The following is a 16531-nucleotide window of genomic DNA, read 5'->3' as shown; positions in this document are numbered from 1 at the left end:
CTACCAGCCGGGCCGGGGCCGGGCCCGCCTGCCGAACAGCAGGCCGCGCGGCTCCGGCGGCGGAGGCGTGCCCGGCTTCAGCGGCCAGGCGAGCAGCATGCCCGCGATGAAGCCGACGACGTGTGCCGCGTACGCCACGGTCCCGGCGTCCGAGACGCCCTCGCCGGACGAGTACACGGCCTGGAGCACGAACCAGAAGCCCAGCACCAGCCAGGCCGGCAACCGCAGCGGCAGGAAGATCAGGAACGGCACCAGCACCCACACCCTGGCCCGCGGGTAGAGGACCAGATAGGCGCCCAGGACGCCGGCGATCGCACCGGACGCGCCGATCAGCGGGTCGCCCGAGGTGTCGTTGACGAGCGCGAAGCCGTAGCCGGCCGCGTAGCCGCAGACGACATAGAAGAGGAAGTACCGGACGTGGCCCATCCGGTCCTCGACGTTGTTGCCGAAGATCAGCAGGAACAGCATGTTGCCCAGCAGATGCAGCCAGCTGCCGTGCAGGAACATCGCCGTGAAGACGGACAGCGCCGGCGACTTGTCGTAGCTCGGCGGTCCGACCACGCAGCCGGGACCGCTCCGGGCGAGCCCCACCTGCCCGGTCGGGACCACCTGGGGCATCTGATGGTGGATCAGCTCTCTGGGGACCGCCGCGTAGTGGTCCATGAAGGCCTGCAGATGACACAGCTGCGCCAGATCGCTGCCGCCCGCCACGGAGCCGGCTATGCCGGGCGTGAACAGGAACACCAGGATGTTCGCGGCTATGAGTGCGTACGTCACATACGGCGTGCGGCGCACCGGGTTCACGTCATGGACGGGTATGACCACAGGTAAGTAGTGCCCAGGGAAGGATGGGCCGAAGCAGGGGGCGTTTCGGTGAACGTCGGCACGGTCGCGTGCGTATGTGTGTGAAACCGACGTGCGGTCCAGGCGACGTGAGGAACAGGCGATGAACGAGCGGGTTACTCCTCAGGTATTCCCTCCCATGCAGGCGCTTCCCGACGGCGAGGCGGAGCTCTCCCTCGTGGTGCGGCTTCCCTGGGAGGACGTGGCACGGCTCGGTCAGGAGGCGGGGCGGCTGGCCGCGCAGATGCAGCGGCCGGTGACGCTGGACGAGGCGGTGAGCAATCGGCTGCGGTCCACACGGCCCGCGGCGGCACACGCCCGTCCCGGGGCGGAGCAGCCCGCTGCCGCGGCTGCGCCGGGAGGGGCGGGGGTTACTTCGCTTCCGAGGATCAGCGGGACGGCTTAGGTCGCGTTGCGGGGTGCGGGTGCGGGTGCGTGCGGGCTGGTCGCGCAGTGCCCCGCACCCCTGGGCAGGGATGAGCATCCCCCGTCAGTAAGTCACCTCGCGCACCTTTGATGCCGCTTTTCTCGCCGCCACCAGTACGGGGTCCCATACCGGTGAGAACGGCGGGGCGTAGCCCAGGTCCAGGGCCGTCATCTGTTCCACCGTCATCTCCGCCGTCAGGGCCACCGCCGCGATGTCGACCCGCTTGCCCGCGCCCTCCCGCCCCACGATCTGGACGCCCAGGAGGCGGCCGGTGCGGCGTTCCGCGAGCATCTTGACCGTCATCGGGTCCGCGCCGGGGTAGTAGCCGGCGCGGCTCGTGGACTCGATGGTGACCGTCTCGAACTGCAGGCCCACCCGCTGGGCGTCCTTCTCGCGCAGACCGGTGCGGGCGATCTCCAGGTCGCACACCTTGCTCACCGCCGTGCCGACGACGCCCGGGAACGTGGCGTAACCGCCGCCCACATTGGTGCCGATGACCTGGCCGTGCTTGTTGGCGTGGGTGCCCAGCGGAATGTACTGCTCCTGGCCCGAGACCAGGTTCAGGACCTCCACGCAGTCGCCGCCCGCCCAGATGTCCTCATGGCCGCGCACCCGCATCGCGAGGTCCGTCAGCAGACCGCCGCGCCCGCCGAGGGGCAGGCCCGCCGCCGCGGCGAGGCGGGTCTCGGGGCGCACACCGATACCCAGGATCACCACGTCCGCCGGGTACTCGGCGTCCTCCGTGGCCACCGCGCGCACCCCGCCGTCCTGGCCGGTGAGCACCTCGGTGACCTCGGTGTCGTTGACCATGGTGATACCGAGGCCCTCCATGGCCTTGTGTACCAGGCGGCCCATGTCCGGGTCGAGCGTGGACATGGGCTCGCTGCCGCGGTTGACGACCGTCACCTCGTAACCCCGGTTGATCATCGCCTCGGCCATCTCGACGCCGATGTAACCGGCGCCGACCACCACGGCCCGACGGCCACGCGTGCGTGCCAGCGTGTCCAGGAGGGCCTGGCCGTCGTCGAGGGTCTGCACACCGTGCACGCCCGGCGCGGCCGCGCCCGGCATGTCGGGGCGGATCGGGCGGGCGCCGGTGCCGATGACGAGCTTGTCGAAGGACGTCCAGGACTCGGCGCCGGAATCGACGTCACGCGCGCGTACCCGTTTCCCGGCCACGTCGATCTCCGTGACCTCGGTGCGCATCCGCAGGTCGATCCCGCGCGCCCGGTGCTCCTCGGGCGAGCGGGCGACCAGCCGGTCCCGTTCCCCGACGTCCCCGCCGACCCAGTACGGGATGCCGCACGCCGAGTAGGAGGAGAAGTGACCGCGCTCGAACGCCACGATCTCCAGCTCGTCCGGTCCCCGCAGCCGGCGCGCCTGGGACGCCGCGGACATACCCGCGGCGTCCCCGCCGATCACGACCAGCCGTTCCCGCCCACTGTTCATGCTCATGCGAACACGCTACGGGCAGCGGGAATTTCGGGCTCGCTCAGGTCTCACTGCCGGACTCGGCGGTGGTACGGCGGCGGCGTACGAGCCTCCACCACACCAGCGCCAGCAGGGCCGCCAGCGCCGCGAACGGCAGGGCCGCGCCCAGGGCCAGGGCGACCCAGCGCAGCATCGTGACGAAGACGTGCCAGCCGCCGGACAGGGCGTCCACGAACCCCGGGGAATCGTCCTTCGCGGCCGCCTTCTTCACCGGCGTCTGGGTGAGCGACAGGGTGATGGTGGCCAGGCTGGTGCGGTCCTTCAGCGACGCCTGCTGGGCGAGCAACGCCTCCAGGTCGGCCTCCCTGCTGCTCAACTCCCCTTCCAGGGTGACCACGTCACCGAGTTTGGTCGCCCGGTCCATCAGCTCACGGACCCGGTCCACGCTGGCCCGCTGCGACTTGATCCGGCTGTCCACGTCCACCACCTGGTCGGTGACGTCCTGCGCCTTCGAAGTGCGGTCGAGCAGCTTGCCCGCGCCCTGGAGATCGGTGAGCACCTCGTCGTACTTCTCGGTCGGCACGCGCAGGACCACCCGGGTCCGCTCATGGCCCTGGGAGTCCCGGGTGGTGGTCTCGTCGCCGACATAGCCCCCGGCGTTCTCGGCGGTGGTGCGGGCCTCGTCCAGGGCCTTGGGTACGTCCTTGACCTGCACGGTCAGGGAGGCGGTGCGGATGATGCGGCTGACGGTCAGGTCCGGCGTGGCCTTGTCGGTCCCCTTGCCGCCGCTGTCCTTGGCGCCTGCCGAGCCCGCCGCCTCCTGGGCCGTGCCGTGCACATCGGCCTTGGCGTCACTGGCGGAGCCGCCGCTGGAGCTGCCGGCCTTGCCGCATCCGGTGAGGACGAGAGCGGCGGCGAGCAGGACGCCGGCGAGGGCGGGTCGTACGGGATGGCGCATGGTTCCCCCCGAAGGTGGTGACGAATGACGCTCCTTCGACGCCGGGACGGGGCGGGACGTTTGAGGGCGACGGTCCCGATGCGGTCACGGTCCGGACGCGTACGGGTCACCGGGCCGGGGCGGGCCTGTCGATGCGGTCTGAGAGAGTGGGGCCATGAGCGCAACGGGTACGGGCACGGGGCATGTCGTCGTCATCGGAGCCGGGATCGCGGGCCTCGCCGCGGCCCACCGGCTGCTGGAGCGCGGCGCGCGCGTGACCGTGCTGGAGGCCTCGGACAGGGTCGGCGGCAAGCTGCTGCCCGGTGAGATCGCGGGCGTGCGGGTCGACCTGGGCGCCGAGTCGATGCTGGCCCGCCGGCCCGAGGCGGTCGCCCTCGCCCGCGAGGTGGGCCTCGGCGAGCGGCTGCAGCCGCCGGCCACCGCCAGCGCGTCGATCTGGACCCGGGGTGCCCTGCGCCCCATGCCCAAGGGGCATGTCATGGGCGTCCCCGGCACCGCCGCCGCGCTGTCCGGGGTGCTCTCCGACGAGGGCCTCGCCCGTATCGAGCGCGACGCCGACCTGCCCCGCACCGAGGTCGGCGACGATGTGGCGGTGGGGGAGTACGTGGCCGCGCGGCTGGGCCGGGAGGTCGTCGACCGGCTGGTCGAGCCCCTGCTCGGCGGCGTCTACGCGGGCGACGCGTACCGCATCTCGATGCGCTCGGCGGTCCCGCAGCTCTACCAGGCCGCGCAGACCCACGACTCGCTGACGGAGGCCGTCCGCGAGATCCAGGCGAAGGCCGCCGCGGGCCGGCAGACCGGGCCGGTGTTCATGGGCATCGAGGGCGGCGTGGGCACCCTGCCGCTCGCGGTGGCCGAGTCGGTACGGGCGCGGGGCGGCGAGATCCTGACCGGAGCGCCGGTGACCGAGCTGCGCCGGGACACCGAGGGCTGGCGCGTCGTCACCGAGGGCCGGGCGCTGCACGCCGACGCCGTGATCGTCGCCGTTCCCGCCCCGGCCGCCGCCGCCCTGCTGCGCGCCGAGGCGCCCGCCGCCGCGGCCGAACTGGCCGGCGTCGAGTACGCCTCGATGGCCCTGATCACGCTCGCCTACCGCCGTGCCGACCTCGCCCTCCCCGAAGGCAGCGGCTTCCTCGTCCCGCCCGTCGACGGCCGCACCATCAAGGCCTCCACCTTCGCCTCCCGGAAATGGGGCTGGATCGCCGAAGAGGACCCCGACGTCGCCGTCCTGCGCACCTCGGTCGGACGGTACGGCGAGACCGAGGTCCTCCAGCGGGAGGACGGCGACCTCGTCGACGTCTCCCGCCACGACCTGCGCGAGGCCACCGGACTCGCCGCGGCCCCCGTCGCCACCCGCGTCACCCGCTGGACCGACGGCCTGCCCCAGTACCCCGTCGGCCACCACGCGCGCGTGGCCCGCGTCCGCGAGCACGTCGCCAAGCTCCCGGGTCTCGCGGTCTGCGGGGCGCAGTACGACGGCGTCGGCATCCCCGCCTGCATCGCGAGCGCGAACGCGGCCGTGGACCAGCTGGCAGGGGACCTCAGCGGGGTGGCGGAGCTGACGGCCAACCCGGTGCAGAGTCTGCACGGCGGAGCGGGAGAATAGGGACCATGAGTGACGACGCCCCCACCACCGAGTCCGGCAGGATCCCGAACAAGGGCAAGCTGGCCAAGGACCTCAACGAGGTCATCCGCTACACGCTGTGGTCCGTCTTCAAGCTGAAGGACGTGCTGCCCGAGGACCGCGCGGGCTACGCCGACGAGGTCCAGGAGCTGTTCGACCAGCTCGCCGCCAAGGACGTGACCGTCCGCGGCACCTACGACGTCTCCGGTCTGCGCGCCGACGCCGATCTGATGATCTGGTGGCACGCCGAGACCAGCGACCAGCTCCAGGAGGCGTACAACCTCTTCCGCCGCACCAGGCTGGGCCGCGCCCTCACGCCGGTGTGGTCGAACATGGCGCTGCACCGCCCCGCCGAGTTCAACCGCTCGCACATCCCGGCGTTCCTCGCCGACGAGACCCCGCGCAACTACGTCAGCGTGTACCCGTTCGTGCGGTCGTACGAGTGGTACCTGCTGGCGGACGAGGACCGCCGCCGGATGCTCGCCGACCACGGCAAGATGGCCCGCGGCTTCCCGGACGTGCGCGCCAACACGGTCGCCTCCTTCTCCCTCGGCGACTACGAGTGGCTGCTGGCCTTCGAGGCCGACGAGCTGTACCGCATCGTCGACCTCATGCGCCATCTGCGCGGCTCCGAGGCCCGGATGCACGTCCGCGAGGAGGTCCCGTTCTACACGGGCCGCCGCAAGGACATCGCGGAGCTGGTCGCGGGCCTCGCCTGAGACTCCTCCGGGCTCAGCGCTGGTCGGCCTTGCCCTTCAGGGACTCCCGGAGCTTCCTGTGCCGGGCCGAGTCGACCGGCGCGGGCTTCGGCTCCGGATGCCCCGCGCAGGACGCGCGCCGATCCGGGAGCCGGCCCTCCAGCAGATAGGCGTCCAGGTACCCGTTGACGCACTTGTTGGGGCCGCCGGCGACGCCGTGCGTGCCCGCGTCCCGCTCGGTCACCAGCACCGAGTCGGCGAGGCGCCGGTTCATCTCCAGCGCACCCGCGTACGGCGTGGCCGCGTCCCGCTCGGCCTGCAGGATCAGCGTCGGCGGCAGCTCACCGGGACCCGTCCGCACGTCGAGGGCCTGCTGCCGGGGCACCGGCCAGTAGGCGCACGGCAGGTTCATGAACGCGTTGTCCCAGGTCTCGAACGGCGCCACGCGCGCGAGCCGGGTGTTGTCCCGGTCCCAGGTCTTCCAGTCCGCCGGCCAGGGAGCGTCGTTGCACTCGACGGCCGTGTACACCGCGTTGCCGTTCTCCGCCTCGGCGGCCGTCTCCGGCGCCGGCGCCGCCAGCCGGACCAGCGGCTTGGAGTCCCCCTTCAGGAACCTGGACAGCGCCTCCGCCCGGCTCGGCCAGTAGTCGTCGTAGTACCCGGCCGACAGGAACGCGCCCTGCAACTGTCCCGGCCCGACCTTCCCGCCGGCCGCCTTCTTGGCCAGCCGCCTGCTCGCCCTGTCGTAACTCGCCTGCACCTTCGCGGCCGTGTCGCCGAGCCCGTACACGTCGTCGTGCCTGGCGATCCACTCCCGGAAGTCCGCCCAGCGGCTCTCGAACGCGGCCGACTGCTCCAGGTTGTCGCGGTACCAGATCTGCGCCGGGTCCGGGTCGACCACCGAGTCCAGCACCATCCGCCGTACGTGCGAGGGGAACAGGGTCGCGTACAGCGCGCCGAAGTAGGTGCCGTACGACGCGCCCATGAACGTCAGCCGGTCCTCACCGAGCGCGGCCCGCAGTACGTCCAGGTCACGGGCGTTGTTGAGCGAGGTGTAGTGGCGCAGCCTGCTCCCGGAGCGCTTGAGACAGCCCTGCGCGTACGCCTTCGCCTCCTTGATCCGTGCCTTCTTGTAGGACTCGGAGGGGTGCGTCAGCGACCCCGACGGCGCCTTGAAGAAGTGTCCGGGGTCGACACACGACAGCGGCGCCGAACGGTCGACACCGCGCGGGGCGTAGCCGACCAGGTCGTAGGCGGCGGCGATGTTCTTCCACTCGGGCAGCACACCGACCATCGGGAAGCCCATGCCGGAGGCGCCGGGCCCGCCCGGGTTGAAGACCAGGGCGCCCTGCCGGGGCACCTTGCGCTTGCTGTTGTGCGGGTCCTTCTGGGTGGCCCGCACCCGGCTGACGGTCAGTTTGATCTGCTTGCCGTCCGGGTCCGCGTAGTCCAGCGGGACGCTCACGGTGCCGCACCGGAAGGAGTCCGGCACCTCCAGGTCGGCGGCGCACCTGCCGAAGTCGATGCCCTGCGCCCGGGCGCGCTCCGCGGCCACGGCGGTGCCGTGGAGTTCGGCCGCCGTCGTGGCCGGGACGCGGGTGGCGCTCCCGGCCGGGGCGGCGGCCAGGGTGGTCAGCAGCAGGGACCCGGCGGCCGAGTACAGGGCGGGGGCTCTCATGGCGTATCCCTTCGGTGCACGGCTGCGGTGGCGTGGCGGCTACGGCACCGCAGCGACTGCACGGCAGCAATAAAAGGGATATTTCGACCGGTTACCGGTGAAGGCAAGCACCATCGGGCCGGTGTCGGCGTCAATCCACCTATGCGCCCCGCTCACTCCCGCGGGAGCTGGTCCCGGTGTGCGAAGGCCGCACGCAGCTCCGGCTCACCGATCGCACGGATTCCGCGCACCGCGACGGAGGTCAGCAGCGAGTGGTCGTCGACCGCACGGTTCGCCCGCCGGTGCAGCACGCCCAGCAGCCGCTGCCCGGCCGGGGAGGCCCAGCGCGAGTACGGGTGCACCTCCACCCGGGCGATACCCAGGCAGCTCAGCGTCAGGGTGAGGGGCAGCGCGAACCAGACGGCGACCAGGTCGCGGGGCATCTCGGTCGGGGTGGGCAGCGTGAGCGCGGCCACACCCAGGCCGAAGACCGCCAGCGCGGCGGCCCGGACCTGCCGGACGCCCGACGCGACCGTCGTACGCGCCGCCGCGTCGGGCACCGCGAGGCCCGCCCGCACCAGCCCTTCGCCGAGACTCCGTACGGCGTCCGTGTCGGCCGCCGCCGACCGTACCGGTGCTATCCGTGACTGCCCTTCGGGCCCGATGGCCCCTATCACCGACCGCTCCATCTCGTCCCGGCCACGCGGGTCCACGACGGTCGCCCAGCCGGTGTGGGCGAGCAGCAGCCGCCGTTCCCGGGCCATGGACACCAAGGTCAGATCGGCGACCCGCGCGGGTCCGCCGGACAGGAACGCGGCCTCGTACAGCGTCAGATCGTGTCCTCGGCCCGCGTCCGCGTCGGCGGCCGCCGTCCGTACGGCGGCCAGGCACAGCCGAGTGCAGGCGGTGCCGGCGACGGCCCAGGCCAGGAGCAGGAGAAGGACCCAGAACATGACATGTTTCTATGCCAGCGGCTTGGGAATCGCCATGCCCTGTTCACATTCCGGACCGAGTGTTGTGGGTATGTGACGTTCCGTTTCCCGTGCAGGTCAGGGGCTGTCGGAGGCCGGTGGCGGGCTGGTGGTGGCGGGCGGCAGGGTGTACGGCGACGAGGGCGACGGGGTCGGTGACGTCGTCGGCGAGGGCAGGAGCGGGCTCGCGTCGCGCGGGGCGACGACGGGCGGTGAGGCTACGGGGGAGGGAGTGACCGCCAACTGCCGGGCCAGCGTCGAGAAGTCCACGTACCCGGTGGCCTCCAGGACCTTGATGTGGTCCAGGACGGTGGTGTTGGCGTCGTCGGCGAGTTCGCGGACCAGTGTGTTCTGGGTGCCGGCGCGGACCTGGGCGACCACGGAGAAGACCCGGCCGTGGGCCAGCCGCACGATGTTCGCGAACTCCCGGTCGAAGTCCTGTCCCTGCGCGGCGGTCAGCGTGGCGAGCCACTGCTGCTGCTGGACGTTGGGCCCGTCGGGGATCGGCACGCCGAGCTGGGTGGCGACGCTGCGGACGTGCGCGTCGAGGGCGGCGTGCCCGTCGACGAGGTGCTGCCCGGCTGTCCGTACGGCCGCCGTGGTGCCCTTCTCCTCCGCCATCTCCCCGGCCGGCAGCTCCCAGAGCCCGGCCAGCCGCACCTTGACGATGAAGTCCCGGTCCAGCGCGGACAGCGGGCCGTACCGGGTCGACACGGTCTGCGCGCTGAGCACGTTCACCGCACCGGTCGGGTCCGAGCGGTCGGCGTACGACCAGATCGGGAAGACCAGGGCGGCGATGGTCGCGGTGAGACCGACGATGATCACCCCGGTACCGCTGAATATGCCTCGGCCTTGGACGGGGTGTCGGGAACGCGCACGCATGATGCCTCCTGCACCGCACGGTGGGGCTTCGCCGCGCGGATTTGGCATATTACCGGTGGGTTGCTGGGGGAGGTCTGGCCAAGGGTGGGTTCGGGCCGGGGGGCGAGTGCGGGTGGGCGGGGGCTGGTCGCGCAGTTCCCCGCGCCCCTGACGGGGGCGCTGTAGTCACCGTGCCTTTTCAGTTCGCGTAGCTGCGGGCATGCCGCCGTGGAAGGGTGCGGGTTGCTGGGGGCTGGTCGCGCAGTTCCCCGCGCCCCTTACGGGGCGGTGCAGTCGCGTCAGCTACATAGCTGCGGGCATGCGCGCCTCCCCCCCAGAGGGGGCCCCAGGGCGGCACGGGTGGGCGCAGCGGCAGCCTGCCGGCGCCGGTAAGCGGACCCCCCGCCCTCAGCGAGTCACCCCCTCCGCAGCAACGCCCTCTGTACGACCGATCGCCGAGGCTCCGGCCCCGACCGGTCCAGCCACCACTTCCGCAATCGCCGATGGGACCCCTTGTCCCCCGCCCACCCCTCCCGCAGCAACCCGCCCGCGAACTCCAGCGCGTCCCGGCGATAGCCCCCTGTCATCGGACGCTCCTGCGCGTACGCCAGGAACGCCGCCCGATAGCCGTCCCCCAGAATCTCCGGCAGCTCCGGCGCCACCTTCGCCACCACGTCCGCCCGCTTCGCCGCCAGGGCCCGCGCCTGCACCCCCATCCGCACCCGGTCGAACCCCTCCGGCACCGGCGTCCCCGCCACCAGGGACGACAGCACCGCGGCCTGCGCGAGCCCGACCCGCTGCCGGGTGGTGTCGGCGACGGCGGCCGTCGGCTTCGGCTCGCCGGCCCCGTCGTCGGCGTGAGCAACCCCACACCCCGCCGCCACTGCCGCCCGGATCCCCGCCAGTTCCCGCTCCAGCTCGGCCGGATCCGGGAAGTTCTCGTCCCGCTCCAGCAGCACACCCGGCGGCGCGACCCGGGACGCGAGCGCGGTCAGGATGTCCAGGACCGCCGGGGGCACCGGATGGGCGTGGCTGTCGTGCCAGACGCCATCCCGTTCGAAGCCGCCCGCGACATGGACGTAGGCGATCGCCTCGACGGGGAGTTCGGCGAGCGCCTTCGCCGGGTCCTCGCCGCGGTTGACGTGGTTGGTGTGCAGGTTCGCCACGTCGATCAGCAACCGTACCCCGGTCCGGTCGGCGAGGTCGTACAGGAACTGCCCCTCGGTCATCTCCTCGCCCGGCCACGCGATCAGCGCGGCGATGTTCTCCACGGCGAGCGGCACCGGCAGCGCGGCCTGGGCGATGCGGACGTTCTCGCAGAGGACGTCGAGCGCGTCGCGGGTGCGCGGCACGGGGAGGAGATGGCCGGCCTCCAGGACCGGCGAGGCGGTGAGCGGGCCGCCCGCGCGGACGAACGCGATGTGCTCGGTGACCAGGGGAGAGCCCAGCGCCTCCGCCCGCTCGGCGAGTGCCGAGAGCCGTCCCTCGTCCGGGCGGTCCGCGCCGCCGAGCCCCAGCGACACCCCGTGCGGCACGACGGTCACCCCGCGCTCGCGCAGCCGCCGCAGCGACTCCGGGAGGTGGCCCGGGCAGGTGTTCTCGGCCACGACCTCGACCCAGTCGATGCCCGGCATCCGCTCCACGGCGTCCGCGATCTCCGGCCGCCAGCCGATGCCCGTCCCCAGCCGCTCCAAGGTCATGACCGTCCCCCTCCTGCTCCGAGTGACGGGGGTATGGCCCCGGAGCGCGCCCGCGAACCGCGTTGCCTGCCGCTTCAGAGCAACATTTGAGGTTCGGGGCCGCGCTCCGGGGAGCTCGTGAGTTCGTCGGCTACTGGCCGAGCACGCCCAGCGTGTCCGCCGGGTCCGGGCGCGAGGTGTTCACCGTGCCCGGCGCACCGGGCGACGGCTTGGACGTCGTCCGCACGTCGCCGCTGGCCTGGGCGACCGGCGCGGACGGCACCACCTGCCCCGGCACCGGCGCGGCCGGGCCGGTCGGGCTGGCCGTGCTCGCGCCCGCGACCTCGTTGGCGATGGCGTCGAAGTCGACCTTGCCGGTCTTCTCCAGGATGGTGATGTGGTCGAGGACGGTCTGGTTGGTGTCCGAGGCCAGCTGCCGCACCAGGCTGTTCCGGGTGCTGTTCCGCACCGCCCCGACCGCCGGGAAGATCTTGCCGTGCGCGGCCCGCAGCAGGTTGACGAACTTGTACTCGTACTCCGCGCCGGTCGCCGCCGACATCTCCTGCAGCCAGCCCTGCTGCTGCTCGTTGGGCACGTTGGGCAGCTCGACGCCCAGCTGCGCGGCGACGATCCGCACCCGCTTGTCCAGGTCGGTGTGGCCGACGATCAGATGGTCACCGGCCTCCCGGATCGCCGCGCTCGGCGCCCGCTGGACGGCCTGCTGCCCGGCCGGCAGCTCCCACAGCCCGGCCAGCCGGACCCGCACGATCAGATCGCGGTCGGCGGCGCTCAGCGGGCCCCACTGGGTGGCCACGGTCCCCGCCGCCAGGTTCGCCTCCCCGGTGCCGGCCCGGTCCGAGTAGGACCAGACGGGGAAGGCGACCGCGGCGATCGTGGTGGCGAGGGCCGCCGTGATCATGGCCGTACTGGTGAAACGCCGCAAGGCTGCCTCCCTGTGTCGCTGGTTCGGTGCCAGGACGTACGGGTGTGACGGCGGCGGTGTTCAAACAAACGGCAAAGTTTCCAACGATAAGTAAAAGAGCCGAGGTCAGCGCAGTGCGGGATGGTCCGCGACCACCGTGCAGGACCCCGGCGCGATCTCGGTGAACCCGGCGTCCCGCACCAACGGCAGCCCGCTGCCCGTCAGCCGAGGCCATTCGGCAGGGTCCGCGGTCCGCACGGCGAGCGGGAACCCGGCCTCGCGCCAGGCCTCCCGCTCCTCCTCCGACAGTTCCCACCAGGCCAGTTGGGCCCCGTGTCCGGCCTGCGCCATCGCCTTCCCGGCCGACATCTCCAACTCCGGGTTCATCCAGAGCACGGCCTCGGACCGGTCGGCGCCGACGGGCGGCTCGGGGTCCTCCAACTCCGTCCCCGACACCTGCAACTTGGCCAGATCCTTGGGCCACCCGTCCAGGGGAACGGGCGGAAACACCCGTACCTCGGCGGACTTCCCCGTGAGGGTGATCCCGGGCAGCCCCTCGGCCCGCCGCCACTCGGCGCCCCGGGCCCGCCGCACGACCTTCCGGATCCGGGCGTCCTCCCAGTCCCGAACGGCCTGCGCCCACTCCCCGTCCCCGAGGGCCCGCTCGTCGCTGAGCATGGTCAGCACGGCCCGGGCGGCCGTCTCGAGAGCATCGGTACGGTTCGGAGGAGCCGACTTCTCTATCCGTACCACAAGGGGCAGGACGAACTGGGGTGCTTCGTCCCGGCTATTGGCCGAGACCTGGAAAGGGGCGCTCACCGGACCAACCCTAAGGGGCGCTGGGGGTACCCCCGGCCGAAGGCCGGGGGAGGAACTGCGCGAACGGCCCCCACGCACCTGCAGCCCGCACACAACCGCAACTCACCACCCCGATCCGGCACGACAATGTCCTCATGCACCGTGATCTTGAACTGGTCCGCGTAGGCCGCCGCTACGGCATACGCGGCCCCTGGGTGTTACGAGGCGTCGACCTCACCATCACCCCCGGCTCCCTCACCCGCGTGGAGGGAGCCAACGGCACCGGCAAGTCCACCCTGCTCCGCCTCGTCGCCGGGATAGACACCCCCACCGAGGGCCGTATCACCGGCCGCCCGCGCACCGCGTACGTGCCCGAGCGCTTCCCGTCGGCCCTCCCCTTCACCCCCGTCGGCTACCTCACCCACCTCGGCACCGTCCACGGCCTCTCCCGCCGCACGGCAGCCGCCCGCGCCGCGGACTGGCTGGAGCGGTTCGGCGCCGGGGCCTACGCGGCCACCCCCATGGCCCACCTCTCCAAGGGCACCAGCCAGAAGGTCGCTGTCGCCCAGGCCCTTCTCGCCGACCCCGAACTCCTCGTCCTCGACGAGGCGTGGACCGGCCTGGACGCCGAGGCCCGGGCGGAGCTGGAGCGGGCCGTCGCGGAGCGCACAGCCGCCGGGGGTGCCGTGGTGTTCGTCGACCACGATCCACGGCGCCTCGCGGGCGTACCCGACGCGACCCACCAGGTCGTCGACGGCACCCTCAGACCCCGTACCGGGCAAGTGGCCGCACCCGTCGGCCCGCACACCGTCGTCATCGTCCAGGGACCGGCCGGCGGCCGTCTCCCCGCCGACGCGACCCGTACGGCGGCCTCGGCCGAGGAACCGGCCCCCGGCACCTACCGTCTTACGGTTCCCGTGTCCCACTCGGACGTGGTCCTGCGTGCCCTGCTCACGGCCCGGCCGCCCTGGCACGTGGTCACCGTCAGCGCCCCGGACGTCCCACCGGACGAGAAAGACCGCCCATGACCGCACTTCTGCGCTACCAGACCGCTCTCCTCCTGCGCTCCCAGCGCTGGCTGCCGCCGGTGATCCTGTACGCCGTGTTCCTGGGCGTGGGTGTGCAGAGCGGTCAGCCGGTGCTGGACTCGCTCGGCTACACGGCCGCCGGACTGCTGCCGGTGGCCGCCTGGCTGGTACGCATCTGTGTCACGGGCGAGCCGCCCGCCGCCCGGGCCTGCGTCGTGGCGGCGCGTGGCCCGGCCAGGGCCCATCTGGCCGCCCTGCTCACCGCCCTGTTCGCCGCCGTGGTGCTCGGTACGGCGGCCACCCTGCTGGTGACGGTGATCAGTCAGCACGCCACCAACGACCACCGGCTCCCCGTACCGGCCCTGCGGGCCGGAGCCGCCGGTCTCCTCGCGACCCTCGCCTGTGCGCTGCTCGGCAGCGCCGTCGGCGCGCTCACCAACCGGCCGCTGCTGCGTTCGCCGGGCCGGGCGGTGCCGGCGATGCTGCTCGCCGCGCTGCTCTCGACGGTGGCGGCCGGCTCCCCGGCGCAAGCGGCGGTCAGCGGCCTGGTCACCGGCTCGGAATCCGGCCGGATCCCGGTCTCCCCGCTGCCGGTGGCCGCGGCGGTCCTGCTCGCCACCGCGGCCTTCGCCGTGGCCTGCGCCCTCAACGGCCGCCGCTCACCCTGAACAGGCGGTCCGCTGCGCCTCCTGCCACTCGCACCTGGGGCACATCGTGATGCCCTTGTACGACTCCGGATACTCCGTCGGCTCCCGGCACAGCACGCACTCCGCATACGGCGGTCCGTCCGCCCGTGGCGGCTTCGCGCCCTCGGTGATCGTGCAGTAGCCCTCGTCGCTCATGCCTCCAGCGTAGGACGGTCACCGGTGACCCCGTGTCTGCCCGATCAGCTCGGACACCTTCACGAACCGGAAGCCCTGCTTGCGCAGCTGCGGTACGACGGTGCGGACCACCTCGTCGGTGGTCGGGGCGGCGCTGCGGGTGCAGTGCATGACGACCACGGAACCGGGCTTCACCCCGTCCAGCACCTGCTTGGTCACCGCGTCGGCGTCCGTCGCGAACGCGTCGCCGCTCACCACGTCCCACTGCACCGCGGTGACCCCGAGCTTGCCGACCGCGCGCAGCGCCTGCTGGTCGTAACAGCCGCCGGGGAAGCGGAAGTACGGCATCGGGTGCGGCACCCCCGCGCGGAGCAGCGCGGTGTAGGCCCGCTGCACGTCCGACTTCATGTTCGCGGCGGAGACGGTCGGCAGGCCGTAGCAGTCGTCGGTGAACGCGTAGTGGCTGTAGGAGTGGTTGGCGACCTCGAACTGCGGGTCGCCGCCGAGCGAGCGGGCCTGCTCCGGGTACTGGTCGGCCCAGCGGCCGGTCATGAAGATCGTGGCCGGTACCTTCAGGCGGCGCAGGGTCTCGATCAGCGCCGGGTTGTCGAAGTGTTCGCCCGCGGCCGCACGCGGCCCCTGGTCGGCGGTCATGTCGGCGTCGAAGGTCAGGGCGACGGTCTTGCCCAGGGTGCGCGGACCGTGGAAGAAGACGGGCGCCGCGCCGCCGGGGCCCGCGGGGAGAGTGGGTGGCTTGGCTGCGGGCCTGGCGGGGGCCGGACGGCCCGCCTGGGGGGCCTGGGCGGAGCCACAGGCGGCGAGCGCGGCGCCCAGGGCGACGCAGGCGGCGGTCGTACCGGCAAGACGGCGTGCTGATCGGATCACCGTATGAACGTAGGTCGGAATATGTGTATTTTCCGGTGGGCGCGGCGCCGGGTCACCCGGGCGGCGGCCCTCCCTTCAGCGCGCTCTCGGTGACCTCGGGCCGGGCGTCGCCGTTCGGCGCCGGCTGCTGGGCTCTCTCCAGGAACCGCAGCAGCTCCACCGGGAAGGGCAGGACCAGCGTGGAGTTCTTCTCGGCCGCCACCGCCACGATCGTCTGCAGCAGCCGCAGTTGCAGGGCCGAGGGGGTGCTGGCCATCTGCTGGGCCGCCTCGGCGAGCTTCTTCGAGGCCTGCAGCTCGGCGTCGGCGTTGATGATCCGGGCCCGGCGCTCACGGTCGGCCTCGGCCTGGCGGGCCATCGAGCGCTTCATCGTGTCCGGCAGGGACACGTCCTTGATCTCGACTCGGTCCACCTGCACACCCCAGCCCACGGCCGGGCTGTCGATCATCAGCTCCAGCCCCTGGTTGAGCTTCTCGCGGTTGGAGAGCAGATCGTCCAGATCGCTCTTGCCGATGATCGACCGCAGCGAGGTCTGGGCCATCTGCGAGACGGCGAACTTGTAGTCCTCGACCTTGACCAGCGCGCTCACCGCGTCGACCACCCGGAAGTAGACGACCGCGTCCACCCGCACGGTGACGTTGTCGCGGGTGATGCCCTCCTGGGCGGGGACCGGCAGAGTCACGATCTGCAGGTTGATCTTGTACAGCCGGTCCACGAACGGGATCACCAGGTTGAAGCCGGGCATCCGTACGTCACCGGTGACGCGACCGAGCCGGAACAGCACACCCTGCTCGTACTGCTTGACGACGCGCGCGCCGGCGGCCAGGTACAGCGCGCCGAAGCACAGCGCCGCCACCACCGCGACCAGCAGCTCCTGAACCATCACGACCCCCAAACAGAGAGGTCCGATATGTCTGATGCTTCAACG

17 protein-coding genes are annotated in these 16531 nt (G+C 72.4%); 5 read left to right on the top strand and 12 right to left on the bottom strand.

Features of this window, described 5'->3' with window-relative positions; translation table 11 throughout:
• Window positions 1-825, bottom strand: a complete 825-nt coding sequence (locus EDD90_RS13035; protein WP_123973175.1) for a rhomboid family intramembrane serine protease — start codon at window positions 823-825, stop codon at window positions 1-3.
• 121 nt (window positions 826-946) lie between these two features.
• On the opposite strand from EDD90_RS13035, the gene EDD90_RS13030 reads away from it, so the two are divergent.
• Window positions 947-1249 (top strand): hypothetical protein, encoded by a 303-nt coding sequence (locus EDD90_RS13030; protein WP_185149064.1) that lies wholly within the window; start codon window positions 947-949, stop codon window positions 1247-1249.
• A gap of 84 nt (window positions 1250-1333) precedes the next feature.
• On the opposite strand, the gene EDD90_RS13025 is transcribed toward EDD90_RS13030, so the two are convergent.
• Complete coding sequence (locus EDD90_RS13025; protein ID WP_123973173.1) at window positions 1334-2725, bottom strand: FAD-dependent oxidoreductase; 1392 nt, start codon at window positions 2723-2725, stop codon at window positions 1334-1336.
• Between the two features lie 37 nt (window positions 2726-2762).
• Window positions 2763-3659 carry a DUF4349 domain-containing protein gene (locus EDD90_RS13020; RefSeq protein ID WP_123973172.1) on the bottom strand — a complete coding sequence of 299 codons (897 nt, stop codon included), beginning with the start codon at window positions 3657-3659 and terminating at the stop codon, window positions 2763-2765.
• A 154-nt stretch (window positions 3660-3813) separates the two neighbouring features.
• On the opposite strand from EDD90_RS13020, the gene hemG reads away from it, so the two are divergent.
• Complete coding sequence (gene hemG, locus EDD90_RS13015) at window positions 3814-5265, top strand: protoporphyrinogen oxidase (protein ID WP_123973171.1); 1452 nt, start codon at window positions 3814-3816, stop codon at window positions 5263-5265.
• A gap of 5 nt (window positions 5266-5270) precedes the next feature.
• Entirely contained in the window at window positions 5271-6002 is a 732-nt protein-coding gene (gene hemQ / locus EDD90_RS13010; RefSeq protein WP_123973170.1) for a hydrogen peroxide-dependent heme synthase, read from the top strand.
• 13 nt (window positions 6003-6015) lie between these two features.
• Here the strand turns inward: hemQ and EDD90_RS13005 are convergent, their stop codons facing one another.
• The 6 genes from EDD90_RS13005 to EDD90_RS12980 form a co-directional block, all read right to left on the bottom strand.
• Window positions 6016-7659, bottom strand: coding sequence for an alpha/beta hydrolase (locus tag EDD90_RS13005; protein ID WP_123973169.1), 1644 nt, complete (start codon window positions 7657-7659; stop codon window positions 6016-6018).
• A gap of 152 nt (window positions 7660-7811) precedes the next feature.
• The gene (locus EDD90_RS13000; RefSeq protein WP_123973168.1) at window positions 7812-8591 is read right to left on the bottom strand and encodes a TIGR04222 domain-containing membrane protein; all 780 of its coding nucleotides are present in this window, start codon (window positions 8589-8591) and stop codon (window positions 7812-7814) included.
• 96 nt (window positions 8592-8687) lie between these two features.
• Window positions 8688-9491, bottom strand: coding sequence for a DUF4142 domain-containing protein (locus tag EDD90_RS12995; RefSeq protein ID WP_123973167.1), 804 nt, complete (start codon window positions 9489-9491; stop codon window positions 8688-8690).
• Window positions 9492-9886: 395 nt separating this feature from the next.
• A complete protein-coding gene (locus EDD90_RS12990; protein ID WP_123981205.1) occupies window positions 9887-11164 on the bottom strand; it encodes a DUF692 domain-containing protein in 1278 nt (425 codons plus the stop codon).
• A gap of 136 nt (window positions 11165-11300) precedes the next feature.
• Window positions 11301-12092: a DUF4142 domain-containing protein gene (locus tag EDD90_RS12985; RefSeq protein WP_185149063.1), complete on the bottom strand. Its 792-nt coding sequence runs from the start codon at window positions 12090-12092 to the stop codon at window positions 11301-11303.
• A 105-nt stretch (window positions 12093-12197) separates the two neighbouring features.
• The gene (locus tag EDD90_RS12980) at window positions 12198-12890 is read right to left on the bottom strand and encodes a peptidyl-tRNA hydrolase (RefSeq protein ID WP_123973166.1); all 693 of its coding nucleotides are present in this window, start codon (window positions 12888-12890) and stop codon (window positions 12198-12200) included.
• Window positions 12891-13024: 134 nt separating this feature from the next.
• On the opposite strand from EDD90_RS12980, the gene EDD90_RS57210 reads away from it, so the two are divergent.
• Both EDD90_RS57210 and EDD90_RS57205 read left to right on the top strand, forming a co-directional pair.
• On the top strand, window positions 13025-13897 hold the full coding sequence (locus tag EDD90_RS57210) for an ATP-binding cassette domain-containing protein (protein ID WP_123973165.1): 873 nt from the start codon (window positions 13025-13027) through the stop codon (window positions 13895-13897).
• Window positions 13894-14565: an ABC transporter gene (locus EDD90_RS57205; RefSeq protein ID WP_123973164.1), complete on the top strand. Its 672-nt coding sequence runs from the start codon at window positions 13894-13896 to the stop codon at window positions 14563-14565. Before EDD90_RS57210 ends, EDD90_RS57205 begins: the two co-directional genes overlap by 4 nt.
• Here EDD90_RS57205 and EDD90_RS12965 read toward each other — a convergent pair.
• From EDD90_RS12965 to EDD90_RS12955, 3 genes are read right to left on the bottom strand one after another with little or no spacing between them, the layout of a single operon-like run.
• Entirely contained in the window at window positions 14557-14739 is a 183-nt protein-coding gene (locus EDD90_RS12965) for a hypothetical protein (protein ID WP_123973163.1), read from the bottom strand. The genes EDD90_RS57205 and EDD90_RS12965 overlap by 9 nt on opposite strands.
• Window positions 14740-14757: 18 nt before the next feature.
• Window positions 14758-15603 carry a polysaccharide deacetylase family protein gene (locus EDD90_RS12960; RefSeq protein WP_123973162.1) on the bottom strand — a complete coding sequence of 282 codons (846 nt, stop codon included), beginning with the start codon at window positions 15601-15603 and terminating at the stop codon, window positions 14758-14760.
• A gap of 52 nt (window positions 15604-15655) precedes the next feature.
• On the bottom strand, window positions 15656-16486 hold the full coding sequence (locus tag EDD90_RS12955) for a slipin family protein (protein WP_123973161.1): 831 nt from the start codon (window positions 16484-16486) through the stop codon (window positions 15656-15658).
• Window positions 16487-16531: the final 45 nt, after the last annotated feature.

This window comes from Streptomyces sp. Ag109_O5-1 (assembly GCF_003814875.1).
Classification (GTDB): domain Bacteria; phylum Actinomycetota; class Actinomycetes; order Streptomycetales; family Streptomycetaceae; genus Streptomyces; species Streptomyces sasae.
This window is presented reverse-complemented; position numbering and strand designations above follow the sequence as displayed.

What these genes read in the sequence shown, in the direction of transcription:
- EDD90_RS13005 (WP_123973169.1), bottom strand. Translation starts at nt 7,659, where the DNA reads ATGAGAGCCCCCGCCCTGTACTCGGCCGCCGGGTCCCTGCTGCTGACC.
- EDD90_RS12955 (WP_123973161.1), bottom strand. Translation starts at nt 16,486, where the DNA reads ATGGTTCAGGAGCTGCTGGTCGCGGTGGTGGCGGCGCTGTGCTTCGGC.
- hemG (WP_123973171.1), top strand. Translation starts at nt 3,814, where the DNA reads ATGAGCGCAACGGGTACGGGCACGGGGCATGTCGTCGTCATCGGAGCC.
- EDD90_RS13025 (WP_123973173.1), bottom strand. Translation starts at nt 2,725, where the DNA reads ATGAGCATGAACAGTGGGCGGGAACGGCTGGTCGTGATCGGCGGGGAC.
- EDD90_RS13000 (WP_123973168.1), bottom strand. Translation starts at nt 8,591, where the DNA reads ATGTTCTGGGTCCTTCTCCTGCTCCTGGCCTGGGCCGTCGCCGGCACC.
- hemQ (WP_123973170.1), top strand. Translation starts at nt 5,271, where the DNA reads ATGAGTGACGACGCCCCCACCACCGAGTCCGGCAGGATCCCGAACAAG.
- EDD90_RS12995 (WP_123973167.1), bottom strand. Translation starts at nt 9,491, where the DNA reads ATGCGTGCGCGTTCCCGACACCCCGTCCAAGGCCGAGGCATATTCAGC.
- EDD90_RS13030 (WP_185149064.1), top strand. Translation starts at nt 947, where the DNA reads ATGAACGAGCGGGTTACTCCTCAGGTATTCCCTCCCATGCAGGCGCTT.
- EDD90_RS57205 (WP_123973164.1), top strand. Translation starts at nt 13,894, where the DNA reads ATGACCGCACTTCTGCGCTACCAGACCGCTCTCCTCCTGCGCTCCCAG.
- EDD90_RS13020 (WP_123973172.1), bottom strand. Translation starts at nt 3,659, where the DNA reads ATGCGCCATCCCGTACGACCCGCCCTCGCCGGCGTCCTGCTCGCCGCC.
- EDD90_RS57210 (WP_123973165.1), top strand. Translation starts at nt 13,025, where the DNA reads ATGCACCGTGATCTTGAACTGGTCCGCGTAGGCCGCCGCTACGGCATA.
- EDD90_RS12965 (WP_123973163.1), bottom strand. Translation starts at nt 14,739, where the DNA reads ATGAGCGACGAGGGCTACTGCACGATCACCGAGGGCGCGAAGCCGCCA.